Here is a 14,641-nt window from a genome sequence, read left to right on the forward strand (position 1 = left end):
GACTGATGCACCGCATTCGCGAGCAAGCCCGCTCCCACATTTTGATCTTCGGTGGTTTGAAGGTTTGCGCTAAAGCACCTTGTCCAGGGTGATGGGAAAGTCCCGTACTCGCTTCCCGGTGGCGTGATAAATCGCATTCGCGACGGCCGCCGCGACACCGACAATGCCGATCTCACCCACGCCCTTGGAACCGAGCGCGTTGACGATCTCGTCGTGCTCTTCGACAAAAATCACATCAATGTCGCCGATATCGGCATTTACCGGGATGTGATACTCGGCCAGGCTGTGGTTCATATTGCGCCCCAGTTGGTGGTCGGTCTGGGTTTCTTCGTGCAGCGCCATACCAATGCCCCACACCACACCGCCCAGGATCTGGCTGCGCGCCATCTTCGGGTTGACTACGCGCCCGGCGGCAATGGCGCTGACCACGCGACGCACCTTGATCGTGCCAAGGTCTTCGTCTACCTGAACTTCGACAAACACCGCCGAGTGAGTAGCGCTCGCATAGCCTTGACGCTTTTTGTCCGGCTCGCTGTCGACCTGCACTTCCAACGCATCTTCACCACTGTCCTTGACCAATTGTGCCAACGACACACTCACGTCCCCGGTGTGCAACTGGCCGTCTTCAAAGCGCACGGTTTCTGCATCCTTGAAGACCGGGTAAGTCTGCCGGGCAATGGCCAGCAGTTTGCCAGTCAACGCTTCGCAGGCTTGCTGCACGGCGGTGCCGACGGATGACACGGTAAACGAGCCGCCCTGCAACGGCGCGGTGGGCAATGACGAATCCCCCAGCAAAAAGCGGATATCCGCCATCGCCACACCGCTGGCCTGGGCGGCAATCTGGGTCATGACCGTATAAGTGCCGGTGCCGATATCGGTGGTGGCGCTGCTCACCGTCAATTGGCCCTTCGCGTCGATCCGCGCCTTGGCGCTGGCCTTCATCTGCAAGGCTTCCCACACACCACCGGCCATGCCCCAGCCGATCAACTGGTTGCCGTCGCGCATGCTGCGCGGTTCCGGGTTGCGCTGGGCCCAGCCGAAGCGCTCGGCGCCTTCGCTGTAGCACTCGCGCAAGGCTTTGCTCGACCAGGGTTTGTCCTCGTTCTGGTTACGCTCGGCATAGTTGATCAGCCGCAGTTGCACCGGGTCGATGCCCAAGGCGCAGGCCAGTTCATCCATGGCGCACTCCAGGCCGATCACGCCCAGCGCAGCCCCCGGCGCCCGCATGTCCAGCGGGGTAAATACGTCCAGAGGCACCAGTTTGTAAGTCAGCTGCACGTTGTCGCAGTGGTAGAGCATGCCGCTCCACTCCACCACGTGTTCACTGAAGTCTTCGAAACGGGAAGTCTGGCCAATCGCGGTATGCCCCAACGCCAGCAGGCGGCCATTGGCAGCGGCGCCCATCTGCAAGCGCTGCAAAGTGCGCGGCCGGTAGCCGAACGTGAACATCTGTTGCCGGGTGAGCGTGACACGCACCGAGCGCTTGAGCGCCAATGCTGCCATCACCGCCAGCGGCAACTGGTATTGCGGGCGCAGGCCCGAACCGAAGGCGCCACCGACGAACGCAGCGAAGATGCGCACCTGGCTTTTATCCAGACCAAAGATTTTTTGCACATACGCCTGGCAGTTCTGCGGGCCTTGGGTCTTGTCGTGGATATGCAGGGTGCCGTCCGGCTGATACAGCACGGTGCTGGCGTGGGGCTCCATCGGGTTGTGGTGTTCGATGGGCGTGCTGTAGTGCACATCGAGGTTGACGGCAGCAGCGGCCCATTCCGCCTGGAAGTTACCGCGTGGCGCGGGCGGCGTTTGCGGTGATGGGTGCGCCTGTTCCTGCATGGCCAGCAAGTCGGTTTCAAAGGCTTCGCTTGCGTACTCGATCTGCACCAGCGAACCGGCGTGCCGCGCCAGCTCCAGGTTGTCGGCGATCACCAACGCCAATGGCTGGCCGCTGTAGAGCACACGGTCGTTATACAAAGGCCGAAACGGCGAGCCGTCCGCCGCGTCGGCGTCGGCGAACGCGTCATCGTAGCTGGCGAGTTTCGGCCGGTTGAGGTGATCGAGCACCATGACCACGCCCGGCAGCGCCAGGGCTTTGGAGGCATCGATCCTGACGACCCGGCCTTTGGCGATGGTGCTGGAGACCACGCTGGCATGCAGCAAGCCCTGGTCGGGAAACTCACCGGCATACCGCGCTTGACCTGTGACCTTGAGCAGACCGTCAACGCGATCCATGGGTTTACCGATAGCCGTCATGACCGTTCTCCTGCGATGGCAGCGTCGCTGAGGGCGCGAATAATTGCGCGGCGCGCCAGCTTTACCTTGAAGGCGTTGTGCTCCAACGGCTCGGCGTCTTGCAGCAAAGCGTCGGCGGCGTTGCTGAAGGTTTCGCGGCTGACGGTCTGGCCGATCAGCGTGACTTCCACTGCGCGGTCGCGCCACGGTTTGTGGGCCACGCCGCCAAGGGCCAGGCGGGCATCGACGATGGTCTCACCGTCCAGTTCCAGGGCAGCGGCGACGGACACCAAGGCGAATGCGTAAGACGCACGGTCGCGAATTTTCAGGTAGTGGCTGTGGTTGGCCAGATGGTCGGCTGGCAGCTCGATGGCGGTAATCAGCTCATCATCGGCCAGCAAGTTATCGCGCTGCGGCGTATCGCCGGGCAGCCGATGGAAGTCAGCAAATTCAATGACCCGCGCCCCGCCGCGCCCTTCCACGTGAACCCGCGCCGCCAGTGCCGCCAGGGCCACACACATGTCCGAGGGGTGCGTGGCCACACAGTGCTCGCTGGCGCCGAGAATCGCATGGATGCGGTTCAAGCCGGTGCGCGCCGGGCAACCACTGCCCGGTTCGCGCTTGTTGCAGGGCACGCTGGCGTCATAAAAGTAATAGCAACGGGTGCGCTGCAGCAGGTTGCCACCGGTGCTGGCCATATTGCGCAATTGCGGTGAAGCACCGGCGAGGATGGCCTGGGACAGCAACGGGTAACGCTGTTCGATCAGCGGGTGCCAGGCCAGGTCGGCATTGCTCACCAAGGCACCGATCATCAGGCCGCCCTCAGCGGTCTCTTCAACGCCTTGCAGCGGCAGGCCGGTGATGTCGATCAGGTGTTCGGGGCGGCTGATGTTTTCTTTCATCAGGTCGAGCAGGTTGGTGCCACCGGCAATGAAGCGCGACGCCGCACTGCTCAGGTGCACCGCTTCGTGCACATCGGCCGGCTTGCTGTACTGGAAGGGGTTCATTGCTCACCTCCCTTTGCGCGGCAGGCGGGCAAGGCTTCTTCTATGGCATCGCGGATGTTGCTGTAGGCGCCGCAGCGGCACAGGTTGCCGCTCATCAGTTCCTGAATTTGCGCCGTATCGTGGGCACGGCCCTCATTGGCCAGGCCAATAGCCGAGCAAATCTGGCCAGGGGTGCAGTAGCCGCACTGGAACGCGTCATGCTTGATAAAGGCCTGCTGCATCGGGTGCAACACGTCGCCGTCGGCCAGGCCTTCGACAGTGGTCAGCTCGGCGCCGTCGCACATCACCGCCAGGGTCAGGCAGGCGTTCACGCGTTTACCGTCGCGCAACACCGTGCAGGCGCCGCATTGGCCGTGGTCGCAGCCTTTTTTGCTGCCGACCAGGTCAAGTTGCTCGCGCAGCAGATCCAGCAAGGTGGTCCAGGGCAACACGTCCAGTTGGCGGTCCTGGCCGTTGAGGCTCAGGCGTATGGAGTGGGTGGCGAACGGTGGGGCCGCCGCACCATTGGGAATTGCGCTCATAAACACCTCACGGGTTGGTGTACATCCGCGGCGTTCAGGGAAATCGCCGTCTCAGGGGTACGACTTCCCGGGGTATCGAGCGTTCAAGGAGATTGATCAGCGGATGTTGAGCAGGGTCTTCAGCGGGGTTTGCGCGCCATTGATCGAGGAATTGCTGTATTCGAACCAGCCGGGCGCTTCGACATTCACGTCGAATACATAGATGTAGCCCATCACCGTGCCCGCACCATTACAGGTCTGGCTGATATTGCCCACCTGGCATACCGGCGTGCGTTGCCCGTTCAATTCTGCACCATCGAAACGGCCCATCGGGCTTTTGCCCAGGCCGACTTCCATCACTGAAACCTTGGTGGGCCCACGGTGCGTGCACATCTGTGTGCTGCTCGCCCGCTCCGGGATCGTTTCAGCGCAACCGGCAGACTCGACCTTGAACACCCGCACCTCGCTCAAGGCCGGTGCAGTCGCGCCCCAAGCCGGTGCCACCAGCCCAAGGCCGATAACGGCGAACAGAGCTAGACTGCTGGCGTTGGCTTTTTTCATGCTGTTAACGACCCTGTATTAAACGTCGGCGCAGTATGCCTCAAGCCCATGGACCATCAAAACCAAGCCCATACGCCATTGGCCTTCGGCTGCTGGTATGATGCGCCGCTTTTTCCGATCCTCTCTGAAACCACACGCGCTTGGCGCAGTTTGTGCTTTGACTTAGAGGTCAACAAATAACGACGCAAAATAGCGTCACAGGGAGCCGGCATGCTGGAAAAGCTGTTTCAACTCAAAGCACACAACACCAACGTGCGCACCGAGATTCTCGCGGGTATCACCACCTTTTTGGCCATGGCCTACATCCTGTTCGTGAACCCGAGCATTCTCGGCGAAACCGGCATGGACAAGGGCGCGGTGTTTGTCGCAACCTGCCTGGCCGCCGCCATCGGTTCGACCGTGATGGGCCTGATCGCCAACTACCCGATCGCACTGGCGCCGGGCATGGGCCTCAATGCCTTCTTTACCTACACCGTGGTCCTGCACATGGGCCACACCTGGCAAGTGGCGCTGGGCGCGGTATTCATTTCGGCGGTGTTGTTCTTCCTGCTGTCGATCTTCCGCATCCGTGAGTGGATCATCAACAGCATCCCGCTGCCCCTGCGCTCGGCGATTGCAGCCGGTATCGGCCTGTTCCTGGCGCTGATCGCCCTGCACAACGCCGGCATCGTCGTCAGCAACCCGGCCACCATGGTGGGCCTGGGCGACCTGAAACAACCGGCACCGATCCTCGCCACCCTCGGTTTCGCGCTGATCGTGGCGCTGGAAGCCCTGGCCGTGCGCGGCGCTGTACTGATCGGCATCCTCGCGGTGACTATTGTGTCCATCGCCATGGGTTTCACCCCGTTCGGCGGCGTGACGTCGATGCCACCGTCCCTGGCCCCAACCTTCCTGCAGCTGGATATCAAAGGCGCACTGGATATCGGCTTGGTCAGCGTGATTTTCGCTTTCCTGTTCGTGGACCTGTTCGACAACTCCGGCACCCTGATCGGCGTTGCCAAGCGCGCCGGCCTGATGGGCAAAGACGGCCACATGCCGAAAATGGGCCGTGCGCTGATCGCCGACAGCACCGCGGCCATGGCCGGTTCGCTGCTGGGCACCTCGACCACCACCAGCTACATCGAATCCGCTGCGGGCGTGAGTGCCGGTGGCCGCACCGGCTTGACCGCCGTCGTGGTCGCGATCCTGTTCCTGCTGGCGCTGTTCTTCTCGCCATTGGCTGCCAGCGTTCCAGCCTTCGCGACCGCGCCGGCGCTGCTGTTCGTGGCCGTGCTGATGACCTCGGGCCTGGCCGAAATCGACTGGGATGACATTACTGTTGCAGCGCCGGTGGTGATCACCGCCCTGGCAATGCCCTTCACTTACTCCATCGCCAACGGCATTGCCTTCGGTTTCATCGCCTGGACCGCCATCAAGCTGCTTTCGGGCCGCTACCGTGAGCTGAACCCGGCACTGGTGATCCTGTCGATTCTGTTTGTGATCAAGCTGGGCTGGTTCAACGCATGACTTTTGACGCCGCAAGCTACACCGCTCAACTGCAAGACAAGGTCACGCGCCTGCGTGACCTGCTGGCACCCTTCGATGCGCCCGAGCCGCAGGTCTTCGATTCACCGTTGCAGAACTTCCGCCTGCGGGCGGAGTTCCGCCTGTGGCGCGAAGGCGGTGAACGTCACTACGCGATGTTTTCCCAGGACGACAAGCGCACGCCGATCCTGATCGAAGAGTTCCCCATCGCCAGCCAACGCATCAACCAGTTGATGCCGCAACTCAAGGCTGCCTGGCAGGCCAGCGCCGCCCTGAGCCACAAGCTGTTCCAGGTGGAGTTCCTCACCACCTTGGCCGGCGACGCGATGATCACCCTGTGTTATCACCGCCCGCTTGACGAGCATTGGCACACTGCGGCGAACAAGCTCGCTGCCGACTTGAATGTCAGCATCATCGGCCGCTCCAAGGGCAAGCGCGATGTTATCGGCCACGACTACGTGGTTGAAAAGCTCGAAGTCGGCGGCCGCACCTTCAGCTATCGCCAACCCGAAGGTGCGTTTACCCAGCCCAACGGCACGGTGAACCAGAAGATGCTCAACTGGGCGTACGACGCCTTGGGTGATCGTCCGGATGATTTGTTGGAGCTGTATTGCGGCAATGGCAACTTCACGCTGCCTTTGGCTACCCGCGTACGAAAAGTGCTGGCCACCGAAATCAGCAAAACCTCGGTAAACGCGGCCCTGAGCAACCTCGATGAAAACGCGGTGGATAACGTCACCCTGGTGCGCCTCTCCGCCGAAGAACTCACCGAAGCACTTAACGAAGTGCGTCCGTTCCGCCGCCTGCACGGCATCGACCTGAAAAGCTACGAATTCGGGAGTGTCTTCGTCGACCCGCCGCGTGCGGGCATGGACCCGGACACCTGCGAACTGACCCGACGCTTCGACAACATCCTGTACATCTCCTGCAACCCGGAGACCCTGGCTGCGAACATTGCGCAATTGCACGACACGCACCGGATTACCCAGTGTGCGATGTTTGACCAGTTCCCGTGGACGCACCATATGGAATCCGGCGTGTTGTTGACCCGGCGTTAAACACGCTCACGTGTCCTTGCGTGGCCGGCCGCCCTTCTTGCCATTGGCTCGGGCGGCGGCGGACTTGGCGGCACTGCTTTTACGCCCGTTACGCGACGCCACCATGCTTGCAGCCAGGTCCATCAAGGGCTGGCTCGTAGCAATCAGGCCACTGATGGAGACGTGCAGGTCACGGGCTTCACAGCACAGCGCCTTGCCACCAAACCCGACCTCCAGTTGCTGAAAGTCCTGCGCAGAAAACCCTTCGAACTCCGCGAGCCCGGCCACCGGCAGCACGATACGGCTGCCATCGCCGAAGCCGATGGAGATGCAGTCGTCTTCGTGACGCACATCACTGGCATTGGCGTACAAGCGCTTCAGCTTGCGCCCACGCACGATGGCCTTGTCGATATCAGCCTCAGTGATCGGTAGATCAGGCAAGATTTTGGCTTTTACGATTTTTTTCATAAATCAATCTCCACGCAACCTGGCGCCCTCACCAGATTCAAAATGGTTCTCTGCCCAACGACATCGTGTCGGGCATTGGCGATCACATAAACACCACGCCGAATGACTAACCCTGGCACTAACTCATCAGCGTCCCAGTCCCAGGAATGGTTCTCCAGGCAGACCGTTTGCAGCTTTTGCCACCAGATCCTTCGCGCCCGCGCCAAATAATGCGGTTGCATGAGGGCCTGGCGAATACCTTCCAGAATCGCGCCCGCTGGCCGGCACCGTTCGGGGTTCACATCCCACAACGCCACGCCTCCATCCTGAAAGCTGAAACGAAAGCGTGCATCCCATGCCTCTCCCCTGACATGTACGTGAGGCGGGCAATGTTCGTCCCTGAGAAAAACCGCAATCACATATCCTTTGTAAGCCCCTACTTTCATCGTAACCCATCCGTTAGGTTATTTTCTGTCAGGAAACACTTTTCCTCCTGCAGCCCGATAGCCGGCTGCGTGATCAGGGAGGTTTTTCACAGGTTAGTCGTGAAGGAGGAAGCGTCGAATACCGTCTTGTAACCGCGCATGGCCGCGTCTGGAGATCAGCTATTACCGATTAACAGTTCGATAATCGAACACATACGCGGCCACCAATTGACCAAATTAACCATTCAGTACATTTTATCTCCACAACCAATAATAACTGTGGAGACACCCCTTATGCCGCCGATCGTGCTGGTACTCAACGGCCCCAATCTCAACCTGCTCGGTACCCGCGAGCCCGCTACCTACGGCCATGAAACCCTGGCCGACGTGGCTGCGCTGTGTGGCCGCAGCGCCGAAAAACTAGGGCTGAAAATCGAATTCCGCCAGACCAACCACGAAGGCGAATTACTTGACTGGATCCACGGTGCCCGCGCCCGCTGCGCCGGGATCGTGATCAACCCGGCGGCCTGGACCCACACCTCGGTGGCGATTCGCGACGCACTGGTCGCCAGTGAAGTGCCAGTGATCGAAGTGCATTTATCCAATGTGCATGCGCGAGAGGCGTTTCGGCATCACTCTTTTGTCTCACCCATCGCCAAGGCGGTACTCGCCGGGTTTGGCAGCCACGGCTATCACCTGGCCCTGGAACACTTCAGCCACACCTTGAAGGGATGAGTCCGATGAAACCGCGTATCCTCGCCGGCCTGATCGGCTCGGGCATCCAGGCCTCCCGCACCCCCGCCTTGCATGAGCAGGAAGGTGACGCCCAAGGCTTGCGATATTTGTACCGCCTGATCGATCTGGAACCACTGCAACTGAGCATCAGCGCCTTGCCCGACCTGCTGAATGCGGCCGAGGTGATGCAGTTCACCGGGTTGAACATTACCTACCCGTGCAAGCAGGCGATCCTGCCGCTGCTTGATGAATTATCCGACGAGGCCCGGGGCATTGGGGCGGTTAACACGGTGGTATTCAAGGCGGGTAAACGCATCGGCCACAACACCGATTGCCTGGGGTTCGCCGAAGGTTTTCGCAGGAACTTGAATGACGTTGCCCGCCACCGTGTCGTCCAGATGGGTGCCGGCGGTGCCGGTGCAGCGGTGGCTCATGCGCTGCTGGCCGAAGGCGTGGAGCACTTGAGCATTTTCGACGTGGACGCCAGCCGTGCCCGAGACCTTGTGGATAACCTTGCGCAGCGTTTCGGGGCCGGTCGCGCCCAGGTCGGCAACCACCTGGAAAACGCCATGGCCGAGGCGGATGGTTTGGTCAACACCACGCCGATGGGCATGGCCAAGCTGCCCGGCACGCCGGTGCCGCCTGCCCTGTTACGGGCTGAGTTGTGGGTCGCGGAAATCGTGTATTTCCCACTGGAAACCGAGCTGCTACGCAGCGCCCGCGCCTTGGGCTGCCGCACGCTGGATGGCGGCAACATGGCGGTGTTTCAGGCGGTGAAGGCGTTTGAGTTGTTCAGTGGCGAAGCGCCGGATGCGCAAAGGATGTTGGCGCATTTTCAGAGCATGAACACCTCGCAGTAGAAACCCAATTCAACTGTGGGAGCGGGCTTGCTCGCGAAAGCGGTGTATCAGTCGCCGGAGGTATGGACTGATACTGCGCATTCGCGAGCAAGCCCGCTCCACATCCGGTTCTGCGGTATCCTCAAGCCTGCAGGTAACGCATCACCGATTCACAAATCATCTCGCGATGCCGCTGTTTGACGGCCTCATCCGACAGCTCGATCTGAAAGATCTCACTGAACGTATGGCGATTGGACACGCGGTAGAAGCTGAATGAGTTGATCAGCAAGTGCACGTCCAGCGGATTCAATCCTTGGCGAAATACGCCCATCTCAGCACCCCGCCGCAACGTAGCCCCCAACCCTTCGAGGATGTTGCTGTTCATTGCCTTGATCGAATCCGAGCGCTTTACGTACTCGGCGTTGTTGATATTTTCGATGCTGACAATGCGCACGAAGTCCACGTTCTGGTCGTGGTGATCAAAGGTGAACTCCACCAGCCTGCGAATCGCTTCGCGCGGTTCCAGGGCCGTGAGGTTCATGCGGGTTTCCGTGTTGCGAATATCGCCGTAGAGCTTTTCCAGCACCTCGACGTACAACTGCTCCTTGCTGCCGAAGTAGTAATAGATCATGCGTTTTGAGGTGTGGATACGCTCAGCAATCGCATCCACGCGAGCGCCGGACAGGCCCTGTTGAACAAACTCGACGATGGCTTCCTGCAGGATGTTTTCGCGGGTCTTTTCCGGATTGTTCTTACGACTCTTGCGCGGTGCGTCTGACACCGCGGGGAGATCGGGACTCGAGGTCATGGTGCGCTCACGGCCATTGTTATGCAGGCCATGATTATGGGCCGCAGCGCCCTCTGAAGGAAGCACCTGTCAGCCGTTACAACCGAGCCTGGCGTGCCGCGCCGCTGCGGGACTTGGCCATTGCTGCCAGGCGCACCGCCACGTTGGCCGCGCCATAACCGGCGTAGCCATTTTTGCGTTGGATGATCTCAAAGAAAAACCGCCCTTCGAACGGCTCGGTGTAGACATGAAACAACTCACCGCCCTGGGCGTCACGGTCGTACAACACGTTGTAGTACGCCAGCTCGCTGAGGAACTCGTCGTCGAAATCAAACCGCGCCGCCAGGTCGTCGTAGTAGTTGAGCGGGATATCCAGCAACGGCACGCCCGCCTCTTTGGCGCGGCTCACCTCGGCGAAAATGTCCGCACAGTCGAAGGCAATGTGATGCACACCCGAGCCGCGATAACTCGACAGCGCGTGGGAAATCGCGGTGTTGCGGTTCTCGGAAATATTCAACGGCAACCGAATCGAACTGCAGCGGCTGCGTAACGCGCGGCTTTTTACCAACCCGTAGGGGTCGGGGAGCACCACTTCGTCATCGGCCTCAAAGTCCAGCAGGCTCTTGTAGAACAGCACCCAGCTGTCGAGGCTGTCGGCCGGCAGCGCCATGGCCATATGGTCGATACGCAACAGGCCGCCACTTGCGGCGGTGGCCGGTTGCAGATTGAAGTCGGTGTCGTAAAGCCCGCCTTCACTCGGGTCCACCAGGTAAATCAGGCTGCCGTCCGGCGCACGTACGGCCGCCAGTTCAAGCTCGTTGGGGCCGACCAGTCCGCGATAGGGCTGGCCCTTGTAGGCCACCGCCCGCTCCAACGCTTTAGCGCTGTCCTTGACCCGAATCGCCGTGGCGCATAAAGACGGCCCGTGGGCTTCAAAGAAGTTATGGGCGAAGGAATAGGGTTCACAGTTGAGAATCAGGTTGATATCACCCTGGCGCAACAGGCTCACACTCTTGGAACGGTGCTGCCCGGCCTTGACGAACCCCAGGCGTTCCAGCCAGTGGGTCAGCTTGGCGCCGAGGCTTTCATCTACGGCGAACTCGAGGAATTCGATGCCGTCGTATTCGCTGGCGGCCGGGGTTTCAAACAAAATATCCACCGGCGCAGCCGGTTGTTCCTGTGCCAGGCGCTGACGGGTTTTCTCTTCCAGGTACAGCAGCGAACGCAAGCCATCCGCCGCGTTCGCTCGGGTCGGCGCCGCGCGAAAACCATCATTGAAAATTTCCAGGGACAACGGCCCGGTGTAACCCGTCTTGATAATCGGCGCCAGGAACCCTGCCAAATCAAATTCGCCCTGCCCTGGGAAACAGCGGAAATGTCGACTCCACTCCAGCACATCCATGGCCAGGATCGGTGCGTCGGCCATTTGCACAAAAAAGATCTTGTCGCCAGGGATTTCGGCGATGGCGCTTGGGTCGCCCTTCAGCGACAGCGTGTGGAAGCTGTCGAGCAACACGCCGAGGCTTGGGTGATCGACCTGACGCACCAGGTTCCACACCTGCTGCCAGGTGTTCACGTGCTTGCCCCAGGCCAGTGCTTCATAACCAATACGCAGGCCACGGCGGCCGGCGTGCTCCGCCAAAAGGCCAAGGTCATCCAGTAGAATGCGTTCATCGCCCACGCAATCGGCCGAGGCATTGCTGCACACCAGCACCAGGTCGGTGCCCAGCTCCTGCATCAAATCGAACTTGCGCTCGGCGCGTTCCAGGTTGCGTGCCAGGCGATCACGGCGGCAGCCTTCAAAGTCGCGAAACGGCTGGAACAACGTGATGGCGATGCCGAGGTCGGCACACATTTGTTTAACTTCCCGCGGGCTGCCGTCGTAATACAACAGGTCGTTCTCGAAGATCTCAACCCCATCAAACCCGGCGGCGGCAATGGCTTCGAGCTTTTCCGGCAGGGTACCGCTCAAGGAAACGGTGGCAATGGAACGTTGCATGGGGCGACTCCCGGCAGTTGTTATTTGCGGCAAATTATTCGCCCCTAGCCTACACGCAGCAATTAAAATGTACGAACCGGTTAGTTTTTCGTGCGATTACCGAACACTATGCCCGTTTGGCGAATTGACGGTTTTTTAACCGCTGCGCACCATCGACGACGCAACCTTCAAAGAAAAAAAGACCCAGAACACACCATAAAAATTTCAAAAAACGGGTACGACCTCATGCCTCTGCAAAACTCCGCCCTGGCCGCGCGCCCGGGCAACCCGCACGCCGGCATCGGCGACAAAATCCGTGGCGCACTGGCCGTGGGTAAAACTCGCTGGGGCATGCTGGCCCTGGTGTTCTTCGCCACCACCCTCAACTACATCGACCGCGCCGCCCTGGGCGTGATGCAACCGATCCTGGCCAAAGAGATGAGCTGGACGGCGATGGATTACGCTAACATCAACTTCTGGTTCCAGGTCGGCTACGCCATCGGCTTTGTGCTGCAGGGTCGCTTGATCGACCGCGTCGGCGTGAAGCGCGTGTTCTTCTGCGCAGTGCTGTTATGGAGCCTGGCAACCGGCGCCCACGGCCTGGCCACCTCGGCCGTCGGCTTTATGGTGTGCCGCTTTATCCTCGGGCTGACCGAAGCCGCCAACTACCCGGCTTGCGTCAAGACCACACGGTTGTGGTTCCCGGCCGGTGAGCGCGCGGTGGCCACCGGTATCTTCAACGCCGGCACCAACGTGGGCGCAATGATGACGCCGATGCTGCTGCCGCTGATCCTGCATGTATGGGGCTGGCAGGCAGCGTTCCTGTGCATGGCATCGCTGGGCGCAATCTGGCTGGTGTTCTGGGGTTTGAAGTACTACAACCCGGAAGACCATCCAACGGCCAAACAATCCGAATTGGACTACGTGCAACAGGAATCCGAACCGGAACAACCGAGCGTGCCTTTCAGCCGCATCCTGCGCATGCGCGGCACCTGGGCCTTCGCCCTGGCCTATGCGATGACCGCCCCGGTGTTCTGGTTCTACCTGTATTGGCTGCCGCCGTTCTTGAACCAGCAATACAACCTGGGCATCAACGTGACCCAGATGGGTATCCCGCTGATCATCATTTACCTGACAGCCGACTTCGGCAGCGTGGGTGGTGGGATTCTGTCGTCATTCCTGATCGGCCGTGGGATGAATGCGATCAAGGCGCGGCTGTTGTCGATGCTGCTGTTTGCCTGCTGCATCGTCGGCGTGATCATGGCGGCCGGCTCCAGCCAGTTGTGGGTCGCGGTGTTTGCCATCTCCCTGGCCATCGGCGCGCACCAGGCCTGGACCGCCAACATCTGGAGCCTGGTGATGGACTACACGCCCAAGCACATGATGAGCACGGTGTTCGGTTTCGGCGGTATGTGCGCAGCCATCGGCGGCATGTTCATGACCCAGATCGTCGGCCATATCCTTACGGTGACGAACAACAACTACACCGTGCTGTTCACCCTGATCCCGGCGATGTACTTCATCGCGCTGACCTGGATGTACTTCATGGCGCCGCGCAAGATTCCTACCGTCGAGGTTTGACTCACCGACGCCGCTGCTGCCAGGCAGCGGCCAACCCACTCATGCAGATCACCCCGATGCCGACCACCGTGGTCAAGTCGGGGGTATGGTTGAACACCAGCCAGCCCAACAACCCCGCAAACACGATCTGGCAATAGCCGAACGGTGCCAGCAAGGCCGGCGCCGCGAAGCGGAAGGCCTGGGTCAACATCAAGTGCGCCGTCATCCCGCAGCTGCCCAGCGCCAGCATCAACACACCGTGCCACAGCGTAGGGAGCTGCCAGAAGAACGGCACCAGCGCGCTCATCACCAAGGTATTGCACAGGCCAGCGAAGAAGTTGCTGGTGGTCGGGGTGTCGTATTTGCTCAAGATGCGTGTGAGCAGTTGGTAGAAACAGAAGAACAGCGCCGAACACAGGGGCAGCAACACCGCCGGTGTGAACAACTCGCCGCCCGGGTGGATGATGATCAGCACGCCGATAAACCCGCAGATCACCGCCAGCCATTGGCCACGCGTCACGCGTTCACCAAGCAACGGTACCGAGAGCGCCGTCACCAGGATCGGCGCCAGGAAGTTCACCGCCGTGGCTTCCGCCAACGGGATGTAATGCAGCGCAGCGGTAAAGAACAGGCTCGTGCCCAACAGGCACAACGCCCGCACCACCTGCATCCCCGGGCGCTTGCTGCGCAGCACACGCAAGCCCGATTGCGGCAGGAAGATCCCGGCCATCAGCAAGGTGTGCACCAGGTAACGCGCCCACACCACCATCACAATCGGATAGAACCCGGCCAGGTATTTGGACAAGGCGTCGTGGCTGGAAAACAGAAACGTCGCCACCACAATCAGCAGGATGCCTTTGAAAGGATGGTTGACGCCGGAAAGGGGTGTGCTGACAGTCATTTAATTCTCTTGCATGGCGGGCTGAACGCTGAGCACTGAACGCGGTAGCACTCAACCCGGTAATCTAGCAGCCGGGCCGAAGTCTGCCCCAAGAGCATAACCAAACAC

The 14,641-nt window shown here is 60.5% G+C and carries 14 protein-coding genes; 5 read left to right on the forward strand and 9 right to left on the reverse strand.

Translation table 11 applies throughout. From position 1 onward, the window contains the following. Nucleotides 1-69 precede the first annotated feature (69 nt). The 4 genes from ACLBW8_RS19445 to ACLBW8_RS19460 form a co-directional block, all read right to left on the reverse strand. Nucleotides 70-2,253 (reverse strand): xanthine dehydrogenase family protein molybdopterin-binding subunit, encoded by a 2,184-nt coding sequence (locus ACLBW8_RS19445; protein WP_447806107.1) that lies wholly within the window; start codon nt 2,251-2,253, stop codon nt 70-72. Beyond that, nucleotides 2,250-3,239 carry an FAD binding domain-containing protein gene (locus ACLBW8_RS19450; RefSeq protein ID WP_064454230.1) on the reverse strand — a complete coding sequence of 330 codons (990 nt, stop codon included), beginning with the start codon at nt 3,237-3,239 and terminating at the stop codon, nt 2,250-2,252. The genes ACLBW8_RS19445 and ACLBW8_RS19450 overlap by 4 nt, the downstream gene beginning before the upstream one ends. Continuing rightward, nucleotides 3,236-3,760 (reverse strand): (2Fe-2S)-binding protein, encoded by a 525-nt coding sequence (locus ACLBW8_RS19455; protein ID WP_447806108.1) that lies wholly within the window; start codon nt 3,758-3,760, stop codon nt 3,236-3,238. Before ACLBW8_RS19455 ends, ACLBW8_RS19450 begins: the two co-directional genes overlap by 4 nt. A 96-nt stretch (nt 3,761-3,856) precedes the next feature. Next, nucleotides 3,857-4,300, reverse strand: coding sequence for a DUF4879 domain-containing protein (locus ACLBW8_RS19460; RefSeq protein WP_064454232.1), 444 nt, complete (start codon nt 4,298-4,300; stop codon nt 3,857-3,859). A 210-nt stretch (nt 4,301-4,510) separates the two neighbouring features. On the opposite strand from ACLBW8_RS19460, the gene ACLBW8_RS19465 reads away from it, so the two are divergent. Next, complete coding sequence (locus ACLBW8_RS19465) at nt 4,511-5,806, forward strand: NCS2 family permease (protein ID WP_064454233.1); 1,296 nt, start codon at nt 4,511-4,513, stop codon at nt 5,804-5,806. Then, complete coding sequence (gene trmA, locus ACLBW8_RS19470; RefSeq protein ID WP_447806109.1) at nt 5,803-6,882, forward strand: tRNA (uridine(54)-C5)-methyltransferase TrmA; 1,080 nt, start codon at nt 5,803-5,805, stop codon at nt 6,880-6,882. Before ACLBW8_RS19465 ends, trmA begins: the two co-directional genes overlap by 4 nt. 6 nt (nt 6,883-6,888) lie before the next feature. Here trmA and ACLBW8_RS19475 read toward each other — a convergent pair whose 3' ends face one another. Both ACLBW8_RS19475 and ACLBW8_RS19480 read right to left on the reverse strand, forming a co-directional pair. After that, nucleotides 6,889-7,329, reverse strand: a complete 441-nt coding sequence (locus ACLBW8_RS19475; protein ID WP_447806110.1) for a DUF2442 domain-containing protein — start codon at nt 7,327-7,329, stop codon at nt 6,889-6,891. After that, entirely contained in the window at nt 7,326-7,754 is a 429-nt protein-coding gene (locus tag ACLBW8_RS19480) for a DUF4160 domain-containing protein (RefSeq protein ID WP_447806111.1), read from the reverse strand. Before ACLBW8_RS19480 ends, ACLBW8_RS19475 begins: the two co-directional genes overlap by 4 nt. A gap of 273 nt (nt 7,755-8,027) precedes the next feature. Between ACLBW8_RS19480 and aroQ the strand changes: the two genes are divergently transcribed. Continuing rightward, complete coding sequence (aroQ, locus tag ACLBW8_RS19485) at nt 8,028-8,468, forward strand: type II 3-dehydroquinate dehydratase (RefSeq protein ID WP_017253796.1); 441 nt, start codon at nt 8,028-8,030, stop codon at nt 8,466-8,468. Between the two features lie 5 nt (nt 8,469-8,473). Next, complete coding sequence (locus ACLBW8_RS19490) at nt 8,474-9,328, forward strand: shikimate dehydrogenase (RefSeq protein WP_447806112.1); 855 nt, start codon at nt 8,474-8,476, stop codon at nt 9,326-9,328. Nucleotides 9,329-9,449: 121 nt separating this feature from the next. Here the strand turns inward: ACLBW8_RS19490 and ACLBW8_RS19495 are convergent, their stop codons facing one another. Further along, a complete protein-coding gene (locus ACLBW8_RS19495) occupies nt 9,450-10,115 on the reverse strand; it encodes a TetR/AcrR family transcriptional regulator (RefSeq protein WP_128587730.1) in 666 nt (221 codons plus the stop codon). A gap of 76 nt (nt 10,116-10,191) precedes the next feature. Beyond that, entirely contained in the window at nt 10,192-12,093 is a 1,902-nt protein-coding gene (gene quiC, locus ACLBW8_RS19500; RefSeq protein WP_447806113.1) for a 3-dehydroshikimate dehydratase QuiC, read from the reverse strand. 225 nt (nt 12,094-12,318) lie between these two features. Here quiC and ACLBW8_RS19505 point away from each other — a divergent pair, with 225 nt between their 5' ends. Next, nucleotides 12,319-13,653 carry an MFS transporter gene (locus ACLBW8_RS19505; RefSeq protein WP_447806114.1) on the forward strand — a complete coding sequence of 445 codons (1,335 nt, stop codon included), beginning with the start codon at nt 12,319-12,321 and terminating at the stop codon, nt 13,651-13,653. A 1-nt stretch (nt 13,654) separates the two neighbouring features. On the opposite strand, the gene ACLBW8_RS19510 is transcribed toward ACLBW8_RS19505, so the two are convergent. Continuing rightward, the gene (locus ACLBW8_RS19510) at nt 13,655-14,533 is read right to left on the reverse strand and encodes a DMT family transporter (protein WP_407017086.1); all 879 of its coding nucleotides are present in this window, start codon (nt 14,531-14,533) and stop codon (nt 13,655-13,657) included. Nucleotides 14,534-14,641: the final 108 nt, after the last annotated feature.

The sequence above is a fragment of the Pseudomonas sp. M5A4_2d genome (assembly GCF_053345295.1).